This is a genomic window from Rhizorhabdus antheiae (assembly GCF_049889055.1).
GTDB lineage: Bacteria > Pseudomonadota > Alphaproteobacteria > Sphingomonadales > Sphingomonadaceae > Rhizorhabdus.
This window is the reverse complement of the sequence record NZ_JBLTWO010000002.1, coordinates 271,989-289,370: the sequence shown is the minus strand read 5'-3', so window position 1 is coordinate 289,370 and position 17,382 is coordinate 271,989. Positions and strand designations below refer to the sequence as shown.

Annotated in this window: 12 protein-coding genes; 11 read left to right on the top strand and 1 reads right to left on the bottom strand. The window is 65.0% G+C overall.

The window, feature by feature from the left end:
• Positions 1 to 8 precede the first annotated feature (8 nt).
• From ACNI3R_RS05795 to ACNI3R_RS05785, 3 genes are all read left to right on the top strand, one after another.
• Positions 9 to 1,394, top strand: coding sequence for a M28 family peptidase (locus ACNI3R_RS05795; protein ID WP_426180716.1), 1,386 nt, complete (start codon positions 9 to 11; stop codon positions 1,392 to 1,394).
• A 109-nt stretch (positions 1,395 to 1,503) separates the two neighbouring features.
• Positions 1,504 to 1,950, top strand: a complete 447-nt coding sequence (locus tag ACNI3R_RS05790; protein WP_426180714.1) for a hypothetical protein — start codon at positions 1,504 to 1,506, stop codon at positions 1,948 to 1,950.
• Between the two features lies 1 nt (position 1,951).
• A complete protein-coding gene (locus ACNI3R_RS05785) occupies positions 1,952 to 2,698 on the top strand; it encodes a TorF family putative porin (protein ID WP_426180713.1) in 747 nt (248 codons plus the stop codon).
• A 10-nt stretch (positions 2,699 to 2,708) separates the two neighbouring features.
• On the opposite strand, the gene ACNI3R_RS05780 is transcribed toward ACNI3R_RS05785, so the two are convergent.
• Positions 2,709 to 4,025 carry a DNA recombination protein RmuC gene (locus ACNI3R_RS05780; RefSeq protein WP_426180712.1) on the bottom strand — a complete coding sequence of 439 codons (1,317 nt, stop codon included), beginning with the start codon at positions 4,023 to 4,025 and terminating at the stop codon, positions 2,709 to 2,711.
• A 127-nt stretch (positions 4,026 to 4,152) separates the two neighbouring features.
• Here ACNI3R_RS05780 and ACNI3R_RS05775 point away from each other — a divergent pair, with 127 nt between their 5' ends.
• From ACNI3R_RS05775 to ACNI3R_RS05740, 8 genes are all read left to right on the top strand, one after another.
• Positions 4,153 to 6,198 (top strand): CHASE2 domain-containing protein, encoded by a 2,046-nt coding sequence (locus tag ACNI3R_RS05775; protein ID WP_426180710.1) that lies wholly within the window; start codon positions 4,153 to 4,155, stop codon positions 6,196 to 6,198.
• A gap of 31 nt (positions 6,199 to 6,229) precedes the next feature.
• Positions 6,230 to 6,928: a hypothetical protein gene (locus tag ACNI3R_RS05770; protein WP_426180708.1), complete on the top strand. Its 699-nt coding sequence runs from the start codon at positions 6,230 to 6,232 to the stop codon at positions 6,926 to 6,928.
• Positions 6,929 to 7,074: 146 nt separating this feature from the next.
• Positions 7,075 to 8,607: a cysteine--tRNA ligase gene (gene cysS, locus ACNI3R_RS05765; RefSeq protein WP_426180707.1), complete on the top strand. Its 1,533-nt coding sequence runs from the start codon at positions 7,075 to 7,077 to the stop codon at positions 8,605 to 8,607.
• 124 nt (positions 8,608 to 8,731) lie between these two features.
• Complete coding sequence (locus ACNI3R_RS05760; RefSeq protein ID WP_426180705.1) at positions 8,732 to 10,384, top strand: acetolactate synthase large subunit; 1,653 nt, start codon at positions 8,732 to 8,734, stop codon at positions 10,382 to 10,384.
• Between the two features lie 69 nt (positions 10,385 to 10,453).
• Positions 10,454 to 11,890 (top strand): aldehyde dehydrogenase family protein, encoded by a 1,437-nt coding sequence (locus tag ACNI3R_RS05755; RefSeq protein WP_426180704.1) that lies wholly within the window; start codon positions 10,454 to 10,456, stop codon positions 11,888 to 11,890.
• Between the two features lie 116 nt (positions 11,891 to 12,006).
• A complete protein-coding gene (locus ACNI3R_RS05750; RefSeq protein ID WP_426180702.1) occupies positions 12,007 to 13,413 on the top strand; it encodes a multiheme c-type cytochrome in 1,407 nt (468 codons plus the stop codon).
• Positions 13,410 to 15,425 carry a heme-binding protein gene (locus ACNI3R_RS05745; RefSeq protein ID WP_426180700.1) on the top strand — a complete coding sequence of 672 codons (2,016 nt, stop codon included), beginning with the start codon at positions 13,410 to 13,412 and terminating at the stop codon, positions 15,423 to 15,425. The genes ACNI3R_RS05750 and ACNI3R_RS05745 overlap by 4 nt, the downstream gene beginning before the upstream one ends.
• A gap of 74 nt (positions 15,426 to 15,499) precedes the next feature.
• Complete coding sequence (locus ACNI3R_RS05740; protein ID WP_426180698.1) at positions 15,500 to 17,356, top strand: hypothetical protein; 1,857 nt, start codon at positions 15,500 to 15,502, stop codon at positions 17,354 to 17,356.
• Positions 17,357 to 17,382: the final 26 nt, after the last annotated feature.

Sequence of the window (17,382 nt, the reverse complement as noted above, 5' to 3'; positions counted from 1 at the left end):
CGGCTCCCATGAAGATTCTCCACGGCATCGCGCTGCTCTCCGCCATCCTTGCGTCCCTTCCCGCCTTCGCCCAGGCGTCCGCCGGGGTCGAGGACGCTGCTGCGCTGCGCGATGCGGCGCTGTCCGATTCGCTCGCCTGGGACATCACCGAACAGCTGACCACCGAGATCGGTCCGAGGCAGGCGGGCAGCGATGCCGAAGCACGAGCGCGCGATTGGGCGGTGGCCCGGCTGAAGGCGCTCGGCTTTGCCAATGTCCGGGTCGAGACATTCGAGATACCCTGGTGGGAACGCGGCACGGCCAAGGCGGCGGTCGTAGCCCCCTTCCCCCAACCACTGACGCTCACCGCACTCGGCAACAGCGCGGCGACTCCGGCCAAGGGCCTGACCGCAGAAGTGGTTGCCTTCGACAATCTCGACGCGCTGCGCGCCGCCACACCGGCCTCGGTCAAGGGCAAGATCGTGTTCGTAACGCACCGCATGGCCGCGACGCAGGACGGCTCGCATTATGGCGTGGTCGGCGCGATCCGACGGAGCGGACCCTCGGTCGCTTCCAGACTGGGCGCGGCCGCGATCCTGATCCGGTCGATCGGTACCGACAATCACCGCGTGCCCCACACCGGATCGCAAAGCTGGGCCGACGGGGCGATGCCGATCCCGGCACTGGCGCTCGCCAATCCCGACGCCGACCAGCTAGAGCGCATCCTGAAGCGGGGGAAGCCGGTGACCATCTCTCTGGACGTCACCGCCAGGGCCGCCGGCAAGCGCATGTCGGGCAACGTCATCGCCGAGATTCCCGGCCGCGATCCGGCCGCAGGCATGGTGCTGATCGGTGGGCATCTCGACAGCTGGGACGAGGGCACCGGCGCGATCGACGATGCCTCGGGCGTCGCCATAACCACCGCCGCAGCCAAGCGGATCATGGATGCGGGCCAGCCCTTGCGCACCATTCGTCTCGTCTGGTTCGGATCGGAAGAGATCGGCCTGTTCGGTGGAGCCGCCTATCGCGAGGCCCATCGGGGCGAAAAGCACCATGTACTGGCCGAATCCGATTTCGGCGCGGATCGCGTCTGGCGCTACCAGACCTCCGTGTCGCCGGAAGCGCTGCCTTCCATGAAGCGGCTCGGCGCGGCGCTCGCTCCGCTCGGCATCGTGGCCGGGGGCAAGAATGGCGACGCATCTGGCTCGGACATTTCCGAAATTCAGAAGCTCGGCATTCCGGTGATCGAACTTGCGCAGGACGGCACCCGCTATTTCGATCTCCACCACACGGCGGACGATACGCTCGACAAGATCGATCCGGCCCAGCTGCGCCAGAATGTGGCCGCGTGGACCGCGATGCTCTCGGTGGTCGCCAATGATCCGGCCGATTACGGACCCGTTCCTGCCCGGTGATGACTGATCGCGCTGGTTAATTGTTGCGCCAGCGCAAAGGGCTAGAAACAATTGCTTCATAGCTCAGGCCTGCGATCGCGAAAAAAGCGACGCACGCAGGAGAAAAACCATGTCCATGATCATTGCACTGGGGATGATGGCCTTGTCCCCTCCCGCCGCCGACGCCGCGCACCATCACGCCACCACGATCGAGCATCGCGGCGTCCCGATGAATGTCAGCTACCGGGCCTCGGTCGATCTTGCGACCAAGCCGATGGGCGTATCGCCGCCGACGCGGGGCGGCACCGACCGCTGCGCCTGGGTCGCGACGATCGCGGTAGAGCGCCAGATGGCGCCCGCTGGCGGGGCGGGCCTGACCCGGATCGTCTCGAGCGACTATAAGATCAAAGGCAGCCGGGCCGGCAGCTGCATGACCAGCCGCAAGGCAATCGAGCAGGAAGTGGCGGCACGCGACGCCGAGATCCGCTCGCACGTCATGGCCGTCGCCGACCGTGACAAGAGCACACTCATGGCCGAGCTCGAAGCCGCTGCGCGCGTCAGCGTCGGCGCCAGCTGATATGGGCCGGGGTCGGGTCCTGTTCCTCAGCGGCCTGCTCGCCGGCAGTCTCGCTGCCGGCTGCTCCGCTGCAGGACTCGATCCGACCCTCTCGCTAACGGCGTCGACCGACGAACGGCGACGTGGCCTCAGCTGGAGCGATGGTCATCCCAGCGTCACGGCGCGCGGGATGATCAGCCCTTATGACGGCTTCAGCCTGAGCGCCGCCGGAACCAGCCTCCGCCGCAGTCCCCGCCATGGCGCCGCCGGCTGGCTGATCGACGGAAATCTCGGCTATCGACGAAGCTTCGGCGCGGTCGATCTCGACGCGCAGCTGAGCTATCACGGCTTCACCGGCACTTCCGGGCTCGATTATGTCGAGGTCGGCGGAGGAGCCTCTACCCTCGTCGGCCCGATCCAGCTGGAGGGCTTCATCCTCTATGCGCCGAACCAGGACGCGATCGGCGGCGACAATCTATACATTGCAGGCGCAGCAACGCTCTCCATCGTGGGAACGCCGTTCAATATGCGCACGCAGCTCGGCCGATCGAGCGGCAGCATCGACGATCCTCTACGTTCACAACGCCTCCGACCGCGCGGACGCTATTGGGATGCGTCGCTGCGTCTGGACCATGTGCGCGGGCCGCTGCGCCTGTCGATCGGCTACAGTGACAGCTTCGGCTTCGCGCGTTCCGCCCTGCCCGGCCCGCTGGGCCGCGACATGGGCTCGCGGATTGTGGCGTCGGTGGGCTTCGATCTGGGGCGCTGAGCCCGCCGGATCATTGCGGCCCGGCGAGCAGGTCGAGCGATCCCTCGCTGGCGCGCGTCTCGACCGCCGGCAATTCCTCGATATCCTTGTCGCCGGTCTCGATGTTGAGGTCGCGGAACTTGCGCCCGGTGACGAGCACCCGTCCCTCGAAGCTGGCCACGAACTTGTTGTAATTTTCGACCGCGCTGTTGAGCCCGCCGCCGACGCGGCGCAGATGCTGGGCAGCCGTATACAGACGCTCGTGCATCTCCTTGCCGAGCCGGCCGATCGCGCGGGCTTCTTCCGCCATCTTCTCCTGCCGCCAGACGCTGGCGATCGTGCGCGCCAGCGCGACGAGGTTGATCGGCGTGGCGATCAGGACGCGGCGCTGGTGCGCCCAGTCCCACAGCTCCGGGTCCTGCTCCATCGCGGCGGACAGGAAATGCTCGCCGGGGATATACATCACGACATAATCGGCGGCCTCGCCGAAGCGATCCCAATAGCTTTTCTGGCCCAATTGGCTGGCATGGGTTCGCAGTGCCGCGGCATGGGCCTTGAGGGACGCCGTGCGCGCAACCTCGTCGACCTGCTCGGCCGCGTCCATATAGGCGTTGAACGAGCATTTGGCGTCGATGATGAGCTTGCGCCCGCCCGGCAGCCGCACGACGACGTCGGGGCGCAAGCGGCCATCCTCGGTATCGACCGAAACCTCGGTCGCGAAATCGGCATAGGGTGACAGGCCCGACTGTTCGAGCACGTTGCGCAGCGACTGCTCGCCCCAGCGGCCCCGCGCCTTGGGGCTGGCGCGGAGCGCATTGACCAGCTTGGCCGCCTCGTCGCGCACTTGCCCCTGGCCGACACGCACCTGCTCGACCGCTTCACGCAAGCCCGCATAGCTGTCGACGCGTTCCTTCTCGACCCGTTGCAGCCCTTCCTCATAGCGCTTCAGCGTCGTCTCGACCGGGTTGAGCAGTGCCTTGAGCTGAGCCTCGCTCTTCTCGCCCGCCTGATGGAAACGCTGATCGGCGCGCTCGAGGAACTGCCGCTGCGCCTGATCGAGCAGGCGCCCGCCGACCTCGGCGAACTGTGCAGACAGCTGTTCGCGAGCCTCTTTCAGCTGGGCGATCTGCGCCTCGAACGCCTCGGTCCTGGCTGCCTTGTCGGCAGCGAGCGCGGCGCACTCCCGCTCCGACCGCGCCAGCGCTTCGCGCGAAGCATCGAGCTCACGCCGCAGGGTCGCCATATCCCCCGCCTGACCGGCTGCCATCCGCCCGCGCACCACCCAGCCCAAGGCCAGGCCAAGCAACAGGAAGAAAGGAACGGCGATCAAAATGGCAGTCGACGACATGGACACATCCCTGGAACAGAAGGCGAACCCTGCCGCCGGCCTCTGAATAATGCAAGTGCAACTGCGCTCTTCCCATTGGCGCGGCAGGGGCTAATATCGCGGCGGGGTACATTACGGGGGTCATTGCATGGCTGAACAAGGCCGGAAGGCGTCGCTTGGCGCGCGTGTCGGGGCATTCTGGCCGACGGCGCGCAAGACGCTGCGGCAGATCGGGACGACGCGGCTGATCGTCACGGCCATCTTCCTCGTGCTCGGCCTGATGTTCGCGCGCTACAGCTGGAACATCATGCTGGCCCGCGACGCCGAGCGCGCGCTGTATGATGTCCGCGCCTTGCTCGCCGCGCCGCATGTCGAGACCGACCAGCGCATCGTGATGGTGACCTTCAACGAGGAGACCCTCCGATTGACGGGCCGGCGATCGCCGCTCGATCGGGCCATGCTCGCCAATGCCCTCGTCCAGCTCGACAAGATGAAGCCCAAGGCGATCGGCATCGATATTCTGATCGACCAGCCGACGCCCGAGGATCAGATCCTGATCGACGGCTTCCGCACGATGAAGACGCCGACCTATCTCGGGCTCGCGACGAACAAGAGCAATCCGGCGTTCATGACCTATGACCAGGAGATCTTCCTTCGCGATTTCCAGAAGAAGACGGCCCCCGGCAACGTCCATTTCACGAGCATCCGGCTCGAGGCCGACCAGGACGGGGTGATGCGCAGCTGGCCCGGCCAGCCGGCCGACCTTCCGCCGCTGATGGCGAATTCGCTGACCAAGGGCTATCCCGAATACCGGAGCCATCAGGGCTCGATCCGCTACCGGCTGCCGGTCAACTACGAACGCCCGGTGTTCGACAAGTTACCGGTCGAATTGATCGCCAACCCCGACTTGCTCGAGGCCTTCCGCCCGCAGATCGAGGGCCGCTACGTCCTGATCGGCGGCAACATTCCCGACGTCGACCAGTTCACCACGCCCGCCTCGCGCATGAAAGACCCGCAGACGGGCCGCGTCGGCGAGACCACGATCGGCCTCGAAATCCACGCCACGCTGCTCGGCCAGATGCTCGACGGTTTCATGTTCAAGCCGATCCCGCAATGGGGCCTATGGCTGATCGCGATCGGCGTGGTGCTGCTCGGCGCACTGACGGCAATGGGCAATCTGCGGCTCTGGAAGCTCGCCTTGCTCCTGATCGTCCAGGCCGGTGCCGTCGTCGCCCTGCCCTTCTTCTGGCAGTTCCACGGCATCGATACGCAGGGGCTGCCCGTCTTCGGCTGGCTGCTCGGCTGGATCTTCTCCTTCTCGGCCGTCGGCACGGCAGCGCGCGGCATCGGTTCGGAGCAGCGCAACTTCGCCCAGTCGGCGCTCGGCAAATATCTTCCGGGCGATATCGCCAAGGACATCATGAAGAACCCCGAGCGGCTCCAGCTGCATGGCGAGAAGCGTGAAATCTATGCGCTGTTCAGCGATCTGGAGGGCTTCACCAAGCTTAGCCACCAGATAGAGCCGGAAATGGTCGCCTTCCTGCTCAACAAATATCTCGACGTGCTTTCGGAAACCGTTCTTCAGCATGGCGGCACGATCGACAAGTTCGTCGGCGACGCGATCGTGGCCTTCTGGGGTGCGCCGATCAGCCGACCCGACGATTGCGAGCGCGCGGTGCGCTGCGCCGTCGCCATGTACGAAGCCGGCGAGAAATTCCGGCGCGAGGCGCCCGAGGGTGTTCCGCCGATCGGCGTCACCCGTGTCGGGGTTCATTTCGGCGAGGCGATCGTTGGCAATTTCGGCGGCGAGGGGCGCATCCAGTACACCGCGCTCGGCGACTCGATGAACACCGCGTCGCGCCTCGAAGGCGCCAACAAATATCTGAAGACCAAGACGCTGGTCAGCGATACCGTCATCGAACGCTCGACGCTGAAGAATTTCCGCCCGGTGGGCCGGATCACCGTCTCCGGCCGCTCGACGCCGATGGAAGTTTTCGAGCCGGTGCTCGATTATTCCGAAACGGCTGTGCAACAGTTCACAGACATCTTCCGTAGATTCGATACAGGGGATGAAAGTGCGCTGGAAGATTTCGAGGCGCTGGCCGAACAGAATCCCGAGGATAAGGCGCTCAGAAATCTGATAGAGCGTCTTCGTGAAGTAGGACCAGGAGGGTATAGTGCTCTGGACAAATAATCGCCGGTCGCAGGCTGCTGTTGCGACACTCATGGCCGTGCTGCTGGCGGGTACCGCCGCAGCCGCGCCGCTCGTCGTGCGTTCCTCGGGCCCGTCGGCCAAGGCCTATCCGGCCGGCAAGGCGCTCGCCGACAATGCGAAGCTCACCCTGAAGGCCGGCGACACGATCGTCCTGCTCGACGGCAAGGGCACGCGCACCCTCAGCGGCCCCGGCACGTTCAGCGCCAGCGCCTCGACGGTCGCCGCGGCGAGCACCAGCTCCACCCTCAACGCGCTCGTCTCGGGTGGCGGCGAGAAGCGGGCCCGGATCGGGGCCGTGCGCAGCGCCAGCGGCATCGACAAGGGCGGCAAGGTGCCCAACCCCTGGTATGTCGACGTGACGCGCAGCTCGAACATGTGCATCGCCGACCCGGCCAATGTGACCGTCTGGCGCCCGGACGCGACCAAGGCGACCACGCTCACCATCGCCGGTCCGAACGGCAGCACCACGCTCGACCTCGCCGCCGGGCAGGCCATGGCCAGCTGGCCGGCGGCCGCAGCGATCAGCAGCGGCAGCCAGTATAAGCTCAGCTGGGATGGCGCCAAGGCACCGACCAACGTCAAGTTCGTCGTCGTCCGCCCCGCCACGGCAGACATGACGGGCATCGCCCAGTCGCTGATCGAGGGCGGCTGCAAAGAGCAGCTCGACCTCGTGATCGAAGCCGCGTCGGGCAACGCCTCGCACGGCTGATCGCGATCGACCGCGTTCGAATGGGCCGGGGCGTTTCGCTCCGGCCTTTTTCGTGTCCGGCTTCCCGAAGGCGCCGCTAAGCCTGTGGATTGCGCTGCGGGGGATGCTTGATCTAGAGCCGCGCCAGACCTCCTGCTGGATTTGACATGACGCACCCCGCTCCGCTCGGCGCCCCCCTCTCCCTGTTCGACAGCCTCAGCCGCTCTCTGCGGGTCTTCGAGCCGATCGATCCGACGATGGTGCGGCTCTACAGCTGCGGGCCGACGGTCTATAATTTTGCGCATCTCGGCAATTTGCGCGCCTATGTCTTCACCGACACGCTGCGCCGGACGCTCAACTGGAAGGGCTGGCCGGTCAACCACGTCATCAACATCACCGATGTGGGCCATCTGACGTCGGATGCCGACGAAGGCGACGACAAGATGGAGGCGGCAGCGCGCAAGGCCGCCAAGACGATCTGGGAGGTCGCGGCCTTCTACACCGAAGCGTTCAAGGCCGATCTCGCAGCGCTCAACATTACGTCACCGACGATCTGGAGCGTCGCGACCGACCACATCCAGGACATGATCGACTTTGCCCGCGTCATCGAGCGCGGCGGCGCGACCTATGAACTGCCGAGCGGCCTCTATTTCGACACATCGAAGGTCGCCGACTATGGCCGCCTCGCCGGCAGCCGTGGGCCTGAGGCGGTTGGCCGGATCGCCGAGGTCGAGGGCAAGCGCAACGCCGCCGACTTCGCACTGTGGCGGCGGTCGGCCGATGGCGAGCGGCGTCAGATGGAATGGATGTCGCCCTGGGGCCCCGGCGCGCCCGGATGGCACCTCGAATGCTCGGTGATGAGCATGAAATATCTCGGCCGCCAGTTCGATATCCACACCGGCGGGATCGACCATCGCGAGATCCACCACTGCAACGAGATCGCCCAGAATCAGGCCTTCACCTGCAGCGACGCCTCGGGCGCCAATTTCTGGATGCACAATAATTTCCTGGTCGATCGCGGCGGCAAGATGTCGAAGTCGAAGGGTGGCTTCGCGACACTCGCCAGCGTCACGACCAAAGGCGTGCATCCCCTCGCCTACCGGTTGCTCTGCCTGTCGGCGCATTATCGGTCCGAACTGGAATTTTCTCCGGAGGCATTGTCTGCCGCACTGACCCGGCTCGGCCGGCTGATCCTCGCGGCCGAAGCGCTCAGGGAGAAAGCGGGTACGCCCGACTGGCTGCGTGTTGTCGAAGAGACGGGCGCGACCAAAGGCGCGCCCTTCGCCTATCAGCGCGCGACGGTGGAGCAGGGCCTCGGCGCCAAGGCGCTGGATCTGCTCGTGAAGTTCGACGAGGCGCTGTCCGCCGATCTGATGGTCCCGCAAGCCCTGCCGCTGCTCGAAACCGCCCTGACCGACAAGGCCATTCCGGCAGAGGAACGGCTGCGCGTCGTCGCCAGCATGGACCTCGCGCTCGGCCTCGATCTTCTGCGCATGCGCCGTATCGACCTGCGCATGAAGCCGGAAGGCGCGACGATCGCAGAGGAAGAGATCGAACAGCTGCTCGAACAGCGCCAGAGTGCCCGCGCCGCCAAGGATTATGCGGAGTCCGACCGCCTGCGCGATGTGCTGGCCGAGCGCGGCGTGGTGGCGATGGACGGCGCCGGCGCGATGCGCTGGGATTGGCGGATCGAGCTGTAAAATTCCGTTGCGGAATCAAAAGCCCGGCCGACATAAAAAGAGCCTGTTCGACGTCGTGGAAATGCAATAGCAATCCTTCATTCTTCGGTCGCAGCAGGGGCGCGACGCGCAAGAGGGGGCATATATGGCGACAAAGGCATCCGATCTCTTCATCCAATGCCTGGAGGAAGAGGGCTGTGAATATATCTTCGGCGTTCCCGGCGAAGAAAACCTCGACATGCTCGACAGCCTGTCTCGCTCGACGAAGATCAAGCTGATCCTGACCCGGCACGAACAGGGTGCCGGCTTCATGGCAGCGACCTATGGCCGCCACACCGGCAAGACCGGCGTCTGCATGGCGACGCTCGGGCCGGGTGCCACCAATTTCGTCACGGCGGCGGCTTATGCCCAGCTCGGGGGCATGCCGATCCTGATGGTCACCGGCCAGAAGCCGATCAAGAAATCCAAGCAGGGTCGCTTCCAGATTCTCGAGGTGGTCGAGATGATGAAGCCGATCACCAAGTTCACCCACCAGCTCGCCTCGGCCGACAATATCCCGAGCCGCATCCGCGAGGCCTATCGCCTGGCGGAAGAGGAAAAGCCCGGCGCGACCCATATCGAATTTCCCGAGGACATCGCCGACGAGCATACCGACTCCCTTCCGATCAAGGCCTCGCTCGCGCGGCGCCCGGAGGCCGAGGACAAGGCGGTCCGTGCTGCCGTGAAGATGATCGAGGACGCCCGGTCGCCGATCCTGGTGATCGGCGCGGGCGGCAACCGCAAGCAGACCAGCCGGATGCTGCTGCAGTTCATCGAGAAGACCGGCATCCCCTTCGTCACCACCCAGCTCGGCAAAGGCGTGATCGACGAATGCCACCCCAAATTCCTCGGCTGCGCTGCGCTGTCGGCCGGCGACTTCGTCCATCGTTCGATCGAACATGCCGATCTGATCATCAATGTCGGACATGACGTTATCGAAAAGCCGCCCTTCTTCATGCAGAATGGCGGCACCCCGGTCATCCACGTCAGCTCGAAGACGGCCGAGGTCGACCCGGTCTATTTCCCGCAGGTCGAGGTGATCGGCGACATCGCCAACGCCATCTGGAAGATGCAGAAGGACATCGTGCCCTCGGGCCGCTGGAATTTCGATTTCATGCACAAGGCTCGTCAGGCCGAGGTCGCGCATACCGAGTCGCTCGAAGACGACACCCGCTTCCCGATCTTCCCGCCACATCTGGTGCGCGAAATTCGCAAGGCGATGCCCGCCGACGGGATCATCTGCCTCGACAACGGCGTCTACAAGATCTGGTTCGCCCGCAACTATCCGGCGCGCCAGCAGAACACGGTTCTGCTCGACAATGCGCTCGCGACGATGGGCGCCGGCCTGCCGTCGGCCATGGCATCGGCGATGGTCTATCCCGACCGCAAGATCATGGCGATCTGCGGCGACGGCGGCTTCATGATGAACAGCCAGGAAATGGAGACTGCGGTCCGCCTCGGCCTGAACCTCACCGTGCTGATCCTGAACGACAACAGCTATGGCATGATCCGCTGGAAGCAGGCGAACATGGGCTTCAAGGATTGGGGCCTGACCTACAACAACCCGGATTTCGTCAAATATGCCGAGAGCTATGGCGCCAAGGGGCATCGCGTCGAGAGCGCCGAGCATCTGACGCAGTTGCTCAAGGAATGCCTCGACACGCCGGGTGTCCACCTGATCGATTGCCCGGTCGATTATTCGGAGAACGATCAGATCCTGAACAAGGACATCAAGACGCTGAGCAAGCAGGTTTCCTGACGGCAAGCCTCGTTCTCGCCGCTGTCGACGGGCGGGGCGCCCCATGAAGTATAGAGACGGACAACTGCGATGAAGCTCAAAGACACCTACCCCCTATACCTCGCCAACGAGGCGCAGCAGCCGAACACCGACCTGAAGGTGACCGACAAGTTCACCGGCGAGGTCGCGACACGGGTTGCGCTTGCCGATGCCAAGACGATCGACGCGGCGATCGCCTGGACAGTCAAGGCCGCCGAACCGATGGCGAAGATGGCCAGCTATGAACGGCAGGCGGTGCTGCAGCACTGTGTCGATCGCTTCACCGAGCGCAAGGATGAACTGGCCTATGCGCTGTGCATCGAGGCCGGCAAGCCGATCAACGATTCGCGCGGCGAGGTCGGGCGGCTGATCGACACCTTCCGGATCGCTGCCGAGGAATCGGTCCGCATGACCGGCGAGGTCCAACCGCTCGACATCAGCCCGCGCGCCAAAGGCTATCAGGGAATCTGGAAGCGGGTACCGATCGGCCCCTGCTCGTTCATCTCGCCGTTCAACTTCCCGCTGAACCTGGCCGCACACAAGGTCGCGCCCGCCATCGCTGTGGGCTGCCCCTTCGTCATGAAGCCGGCAAGCCGCACGCCGCTCGGCGCGATCATCATGGGCGAGGTACTGGCCGAGACCGACCTGCCCAAGGGCGCCTTCTCGATCCTGCCCGCCTCGCGCGACGGTGCCGACCTGTTCACCACCGACGAGCGCCTCAAGCTGCTCTCCTTCACCGGCTCGCCCGATGTGGGCTGGGACCTGAAGGCGCGCGCCGGCAAGAAGAAGGTCGTGCTGGAACTGGGCGGCAATGCCGCCGTCGTGATCGATGCCGATGCGGATCTGGAAGACGCGGTCGCGCGGGTGGTGTTCGGGGCCTTCTATCAGTCGGGTCAGTCGTGCATCGGCGTGCAGCGCATCCTCGTTCATGACGCAGTCTATGACGCGTTCAAGGATAAGCTGGTCGCCAAGACGAAGACCCTGATCGCCGGCAACCCGCATGACGAAAAGACCTTTGTCGGACCGATGATCGACGTGAAGGAGGCCGAGCGCCTCGACAACTGGGTCCAGGAGGCGACCGCCAAGGGCGCTACGCTGCTCTGTGGCGGCGGTCGCGTCGGCGCGATGCTCGAGGCGACGCTGCTCGAGGGGGTTTCGCCCGACACCAAGCTCAACCGCGAGGAAGCTTTCGGTCCCGTCGCCTTCCTGATCCGCTTCAGCCAGTGGAAGGAAGCGCTCGACATCGTCAACGACTCGAAGTTCGGGCTTCAGGCCGGCATCTTCACCCGCGACATATTCAAGATCCTCGATGCGTGGGACGATCTCGACGTGGGCGGTGTGGTCGTCAACGACGTGCCCAGCTACCGGGTCGACAACATGCCCTATGGCGGGGTCAAGGACTCGGGCCTCGGCCGCGAGGGCATACGCTTCGCGATGGAGGACATGACCGAGATCCGGAACCTCGTCATCCGGCGGCGTCCGCACTGACAAGCGTTTGAATGATTGCACTTTGAGCGCGAAAGAGAGATACGTCACGGCATCGTGATCGCCCAGGGGCAAGTGGTGGCGTAACGAAGGGGCATCGGCAGTTAGGGAGCGCCGAATTGGGGGGTAAAGTCGCGAGCAGACTGTCCGTCGTCTGCGGACTGGTCGTGGCGGGAATACTCGCCGTAACGGCGCTTGCCTTCGGCATCAGCGGCGCGGCCGAACGCGCCGTTGCCGCCTCGGCGTCGCCCGCCTCCACCGCCACGCACATGGGCGTTGCATCCTGTTCCGGGTCGACCTGCCATGGGCGCAGCGAACCCACCGGCAAGGTCGTCCGGCAGGACGAAATTCTGATCTGGCAGGCAAGTTCGAGCAGCACGGGCGCGCACAGCCGCGCCTTCGCCGTCCTCGCCTCTCCGCGTGGTCAGGCGATCGCCGCGAAGATGGGCATCGGGCCCGCCACCTCTGCCGCCGAATGCCTCGGATGCCATGCCGATCCGGCCCCCGCCGGCGCGCGCGGACCCCGCTGGCAGGTCAGCGACGGCGTCGGCTGCGAAGGATGCCACGGCGCCTCGCAGAATTGGCTGTCGAGCCATTATGCGGTCGGCCAGACCCACGCCTCCAACGTGGCCAAGGGGCTATACCCCCTCGACCAGCCCCGCGCCCGCGCCGAGAAATGCCTCGACTGCCATCTCGGCAGCGACCGTCCGGGTCAGTTCGTCTCGCACCGGATCATGGCCGCCGGCCATCCCCGCGTGTCCTTCGAGGTCGACCTCTTCTCGGCGCTGCAGCAGCATCATGACGAGGATGCCGACTATCTCCGTCGCAAGCCCCGCATGGACAATGTCCAGCTCTGGGCGGTCGGACAGGCCTCGGCGGTAAGCCGCATCACCAGCCTCTTCGCCAATCCGCGGCTGGGCAGCGACGGCGTCTTCCCGGAAATCTATTTCTTCGATTGCCATAGCTGCCACCGGCAGATCGTCGACGGGCCAAGCGGCAAGGCCAATTGGGTCGCCAATCCCGGCCGTCCTATCCCGTCGGGCATGCCGCCGTTCAACGACGAGAACATGATCATGCTGTCGGCCGCGTCGAAGGTGCTGTCGCCGGGCGCTGCAGGCAAGTTCGATGCGGCTTCGCGCGGCTTCCATGCCGCACTGGCCAAGGACCGCGCGAGCGCTGTGTCGGCGGCCCGCACGCTAGGCGCTGCAGCCTCCACGCTCGCCGACAGCCTGTCACGCAGCCCGGTGACCTCGGCGCAGACCTTCGCGATCGTCGAGGCGATCGCGGGCGACGCCGTTGCGCCGCGCTTCACCGATTATGAGGGTTCGGCCCAGGCGGTCATGGCGCTCGACACGCTTCTCAACGGCCTCGTGCGCCAAGGCCATGTCAGTGAAGCCCGCGCCAAGTCGGCTCGCGGCGCGATCGACCGGGCCTATAAGGCGGTGGGCAACAGCAATAGCTACAAGCCGGCCGAATTCCGCTCGGCCCTCGGCCAGGCGGCTGCGGCGATCAGGGCGCTCAAATGATGTTTCGTTCGCGTTCGGTCGCCGCTCTCACCAGTCTCGCCTTCGTTCTCGCTTCCTGCGGTGGTGGCGGCAGCGGTAGCAGCACTCCGACCCCCACGCCGACCCCGACACCTACGGACAACCGGCTCTACGCGGCGCCCGTCCAGGAGTCGCTGACGGAAGCCGATGTCCAGAAAGTGCTGGCACAGGCGATCGAGGAAGCCATCGCCCGCAACAAGCCCTCGGTGATCGCCATCACCGACCGCGTCGGCAATGTCCTCGCCGTCTATCAGATGACCGGCGCGCCGACCGTGTTCATGGCCAAGACGACGCACCGGGTCGTGACGCCGACCGATGTCGAAGGCCTCGTCATCAACGGCTCGCCCGCCGCCAATCCGCTGGCGGCAGGCGCAATCGCCAAGGCGATCACCGGGGCCTATCTGTCCTCGTCGGGCAACGCCTTCTCGACGCGCACGGCAAGCTTCATCGTCCAGGAACATTATCCCCCGGGCAATAACCAGCTGGCCGCCGGACCGCTGTTCGGCGTGCAGTTCAGCCAGTTGCCCTGCTCCGACTTTGCCAGCCGTTACGCGGCTGCCGGCGGCGCTGCGGCCCTGATCGGTCCCAAGCGTTCGCCGCTGGGGCTGGCCGCCGATCCGGGCGGCTTTCCGCTGTACAAAAATGGCGTCGTCGTGGGCGGGATCGGCGTGATGTCCGACGGGCTCTATGGCTATGACCCCAATGTCGACGACATCGACACCGACGACGATGAATATATTGCGACGGCGGGCACGATCGGCTTCGAGGCGCCAGAGGCGATCCGCGCCAACAATATCCAGGCGGTGGTCCAGTTGCGCTACAGCGACGCGTCCACGCCGAACCTGAAATCGAACCCGAGCGCAGCGCGTGCCTTCTCGGCCTTTGCGGGGACCACGACAGGCTCGCTCGTCTCCATCCCGGGCTATTATGCGCAGGGCGTCACCCCGACGGTTCTGGCCGGCGTGGCCTATGGGTCGGAAGCATCGGGCTATCGGCCTGTCACCGCCTCCGAGCGCAGCGCCGGCAGCACGCTGGACAATGTCGACGCCTATATACTCACCGACGGTTCGGGCAGCAATCGCTACCCCATAAGAGGCGGCACCGATGGCGCCGAGGTATCGAGCCCGCTGACGGCGGCCGAAGTGAAGGCGGTCCTCGAAGAAGCCTTTAAGGTGATGAGCCGCGCCCGCGCGCAGATCCGCAAGCCGCTCGACAGCCGCGCGCAGGTCACGATCTCCCTCGTTGACACGCGCGGTACGATATTGGCGATGGCGCGTTCGCCCGACGCCCCCGTCTTCGGCACCGATGTTTCGCTGCAGAAGGCGCGCACGGCGGCCTTTTTCTCGGGATCGCACGCGGCACCCGACCTGCTCGGCAATCCCAGCACCGACGTCCAGTCCTTCGTCCAGAAGGTACGGACCTTCCTGAACGATCCGCAGGCGCTGACCGGCAAGACCGCCTTTGCGGACCGGTCGGGCGGCAATCTGTCACGCCCCTTCTTCCCCGACGGTGAAGTCGATCGGCCCAATGGTCCGCTGTCGCGTCCGCTGAACCAGTGGAGTCCCTTTTCGACAGGGCTTCAGAGCGCGCTGATCTTCACCAATCTGGCGCAGCATCTCGGCTTCGTTCTCGGTGCCTCGTCGGAAGACACGCGGCGCCGGTGCACCTTCACGCCCGATGTCTCCGGAGCCGCGCAGAACCGGCTCCAGAACGGCATCCAGATTTTCCCCGGTTCGGTGCCCATCTATCGCGGCAACACGCTGGTCGGCGCGATCGGCGTGTCGGGCGACGGTATCGACCAGGACGACATGATCTCCTTCCTGGGTCTGCACAATGGCGGCGCCCGCATCGGCACCATAGGCAATGCGCCCAAGGATATCCGGGCGGACCAGATCGTCGTGGCGATCGGGGCTGGCGTGCGGCTGCGCTATGTGAACTGTCCGTTCGCGCCCTTCCTCGACACGTCCGATCAGGACGTCTGCGGCGGCAAATGATGGCAGCAGCGCTCTCCACCCTTCTATTGCAAGCGGCTGCGCTGGCATCCGCCGCGCCTGAGACTGGCGGCACGATGGTGGCTGCTCCAGCCAGCGCGGACATGGCCGAAGGCGCGGCTGGAGATAGCCTTCTTGCCACGCCCTCCGCCGTTGCACCGGGAACGCCAGGCGCCAACGCCGCCGAGCCGATGATCGATGGTCGCCGCCGGCCGGGCTATGTCGAAACGCTGCCCCCGGCGGTGAAGCAGGAGAATATCGGCGCGGTCGCGGCTCCGCCGCCCGAGGCTTTTCCGATCGACCAGTTTCCGATTCCGGACCGCTGGCGTCTGGTAAAAGCTCTGTGCCCCGACAAGAATTTCGTCGGCCTGCAGGCGACCTGCCATTCGCCCTTCGACCCCTATCACCAGAACGGCCTGAAGGGTGATCGTCCGATCCAGTTGGACAAGAAGCCTTTCTTCCTGCCGATCACCGGCGACGACTGGTTCTTCGGCTTGAACGGCGTGTCCGATACGGTCGTCGAACCCCGCTCCTTCCCGACGCCGGTGGCCGACCAGACCAGCTCCTATCCGGGAGCGATCGATACCTTCGGCCGCCAGAAGAGCCTGGTGCTCGCGCAGACCTTCATCCTGGGTGCCGGCCTGACCAAGGGGTCGACTGCCTATAAGCCGCCGGATGTCGAATACCGCATCGCGCTCGCCTATCAGGTCAATTACGTCAACGTCGAGGAACGCCGCGTCCTCCACGTCGAATCCTCGCGCCCGTCGCACCGGACCGACAGCTTTCTCGGCCTGCAGGAATTGTTCGTCGACAAGCATCTGGGCAACCGTTCGGACCGCTTCGACTTCGACTCGCTGCGCATCGGCATCCAGCCGTTCAATTTCGACTTCCGGGGTTTTCTGTTTCAGGACAACCAGTTGGGCGTCCGCCTGTTCGGCAATCGCGACAATAACCGCTATCAGTATAATGTCGCGTTGCTGTGGCGGCTCGAAAAGGACACCAACAGCGGCCTGAACGATATCACCCGGCGCCCGCGCAAGGATTATGTCTTCCACGGCAACCTGTTCGTACAGGATTTCCCGATCCCCGGCCTGACGTCGCTCGCGTCGTTCACGGCCAACTGGAACCGCGATCGTCGCCGCGTGACCGATCATAATGGTTTTCCGACCCGACCCGCCCTGCTCGGCGATCAACGTCCGCGCGACTATGACGTTTATTATGTCGGCTACAGCCTCGACGGCCGTGTAAAGCGCTTCAACCTGTCGAGCAGCATTTATGGCGCTTTCGGTAAGGACCGGAACAGCTTCTTCACTTCGCGTCCGGCCAAGATCCGCTCGCTCTTCGCCGCAGCCGAGCTGAGCTACGATCTCGACTGGATCCGAATCCGCGGGTCCGGTCTCTACACCTCGGGCGACGGCGATCCGAAGGACAATACGGAGAACGGCTTCTCGGCGATTTTCGAGAACCCGATCTTTGCCGGCGCCGACACCAGCTACTGGATCCGCCAGGCGATTCCCTTCGCAGGCGGCGGTGTCAATGTGTCGATCTCGCCGCGCAACGGCATCATCAACGACCTGCGCACCACCAAGGAAGAAGGCCAGTCCAACTTCAACAATCCGGGCACGATGCTGCTCGGCGTCGGTGCGGACTTCGATCTGGCGCCGCAACTGCGCCTGTCGGCCAACCTCAACCGGCTGTGGTTCGAGAATACGGCGACGCTGCGCGAGCTCCGCAATGAAGGCAGCATTCCGAAATCGATCGGCTGGGACCTGTCGGGCGCGCTGATCTGGCGCCCGTCGATGATCCAGAACGTGGTGTTTCGCCTGTCCGGCGCGGTGCTCGACCCGTCGAAGGGCTTTGCCGACCTGTTCACCAATTCACGCGGGGACAACCGATATTATTCGGTGCTGTTCAACGCGATCCTGACCTACTGAGGACGTACATGGGGGCTTTGGGATCG

Bases quoted from the DNA above. Each gene is read 5' to 3' on its own strand.
- ACNI3R_RS05745 (WP_426180700.1), top strand. From the start codon at position 13,410: ATGATGTTTCGTTCGCGTTCGGTCGCCGCTCTCACCAGTCTCGCCTTC.
- ACNI3R_RS05775 (WP_426180710.1), top strand. From the start codon at position 4,153: ATGGCTGAACAAGGCCGGAAGGCGTCGCTTGGCGCGCGTGTCGGGGCA.
- ACNI3R_RS05740 (WP_426180698.1), top strand. From the start codon at position 15,500: ATGGTGGCTGCTCCAGCCAGCGCGGACATGGCCGAAGGCGCGGCTGGA.
- ACNI3R_RS05755 (WP_426180704.1), top strand. From the start codon at position 10,454: ATGAAGCTCAAAGACACCTACCCCCTATACCTCGCCAACGAGGCGCAG.
- ACNI3R_RS05770 (WP_426180708.1), top strand. From the start codon at position 6,230: ATGGCCGTGCTGCTGGCGGGTACCGCCGCAGCCGCGCCGCTCGTCGTG.
- ACNI3R_RS05780 (WP_426180712.1), bottom strand. From the start codon at position 4,025: ATGTCGTCGACTGCCATTTTGATCGCCGTTCCTTTCTTCCTGTTGCTT.
- ACNI3R_RS05790 (WP_426180714.1), top strand. From the start codon at position 1,504: ATGTCCATGATCATTGCACTGGGGATGATGGCCTTGTCCCCTCCCGCC.
- cysS (WP_426180707.1), top strand. From the start codon at position 7,075: ATGACGCACCCCGCTCCGCTCGGCGCCCCCCTCTCCCTGTTCGACAGC.
- ACNI3R_RS05760 (WP_426180705.1), top strand. From the start codon at position 8,732: ATGGCGACAAAGGCATCCGATCTCTTCATCCAATGCCTGGAGGAAGAG.
- ACNI3R_RS05795 (WP_426180716.1), top strand. From the start codon at position 9: ATGAAGATTCTCCACGGCATCGCGCTGCTCTCCGCCATCCTTGCGTCC.
- ACNI3R_RS05785 (WP_426180713.1), top strand. From the start codon at position 1,952: ATGGGCCGGGGTCGGGTCCTGTTCCTCAGCGGCCTGCTCGCCGGCAGT.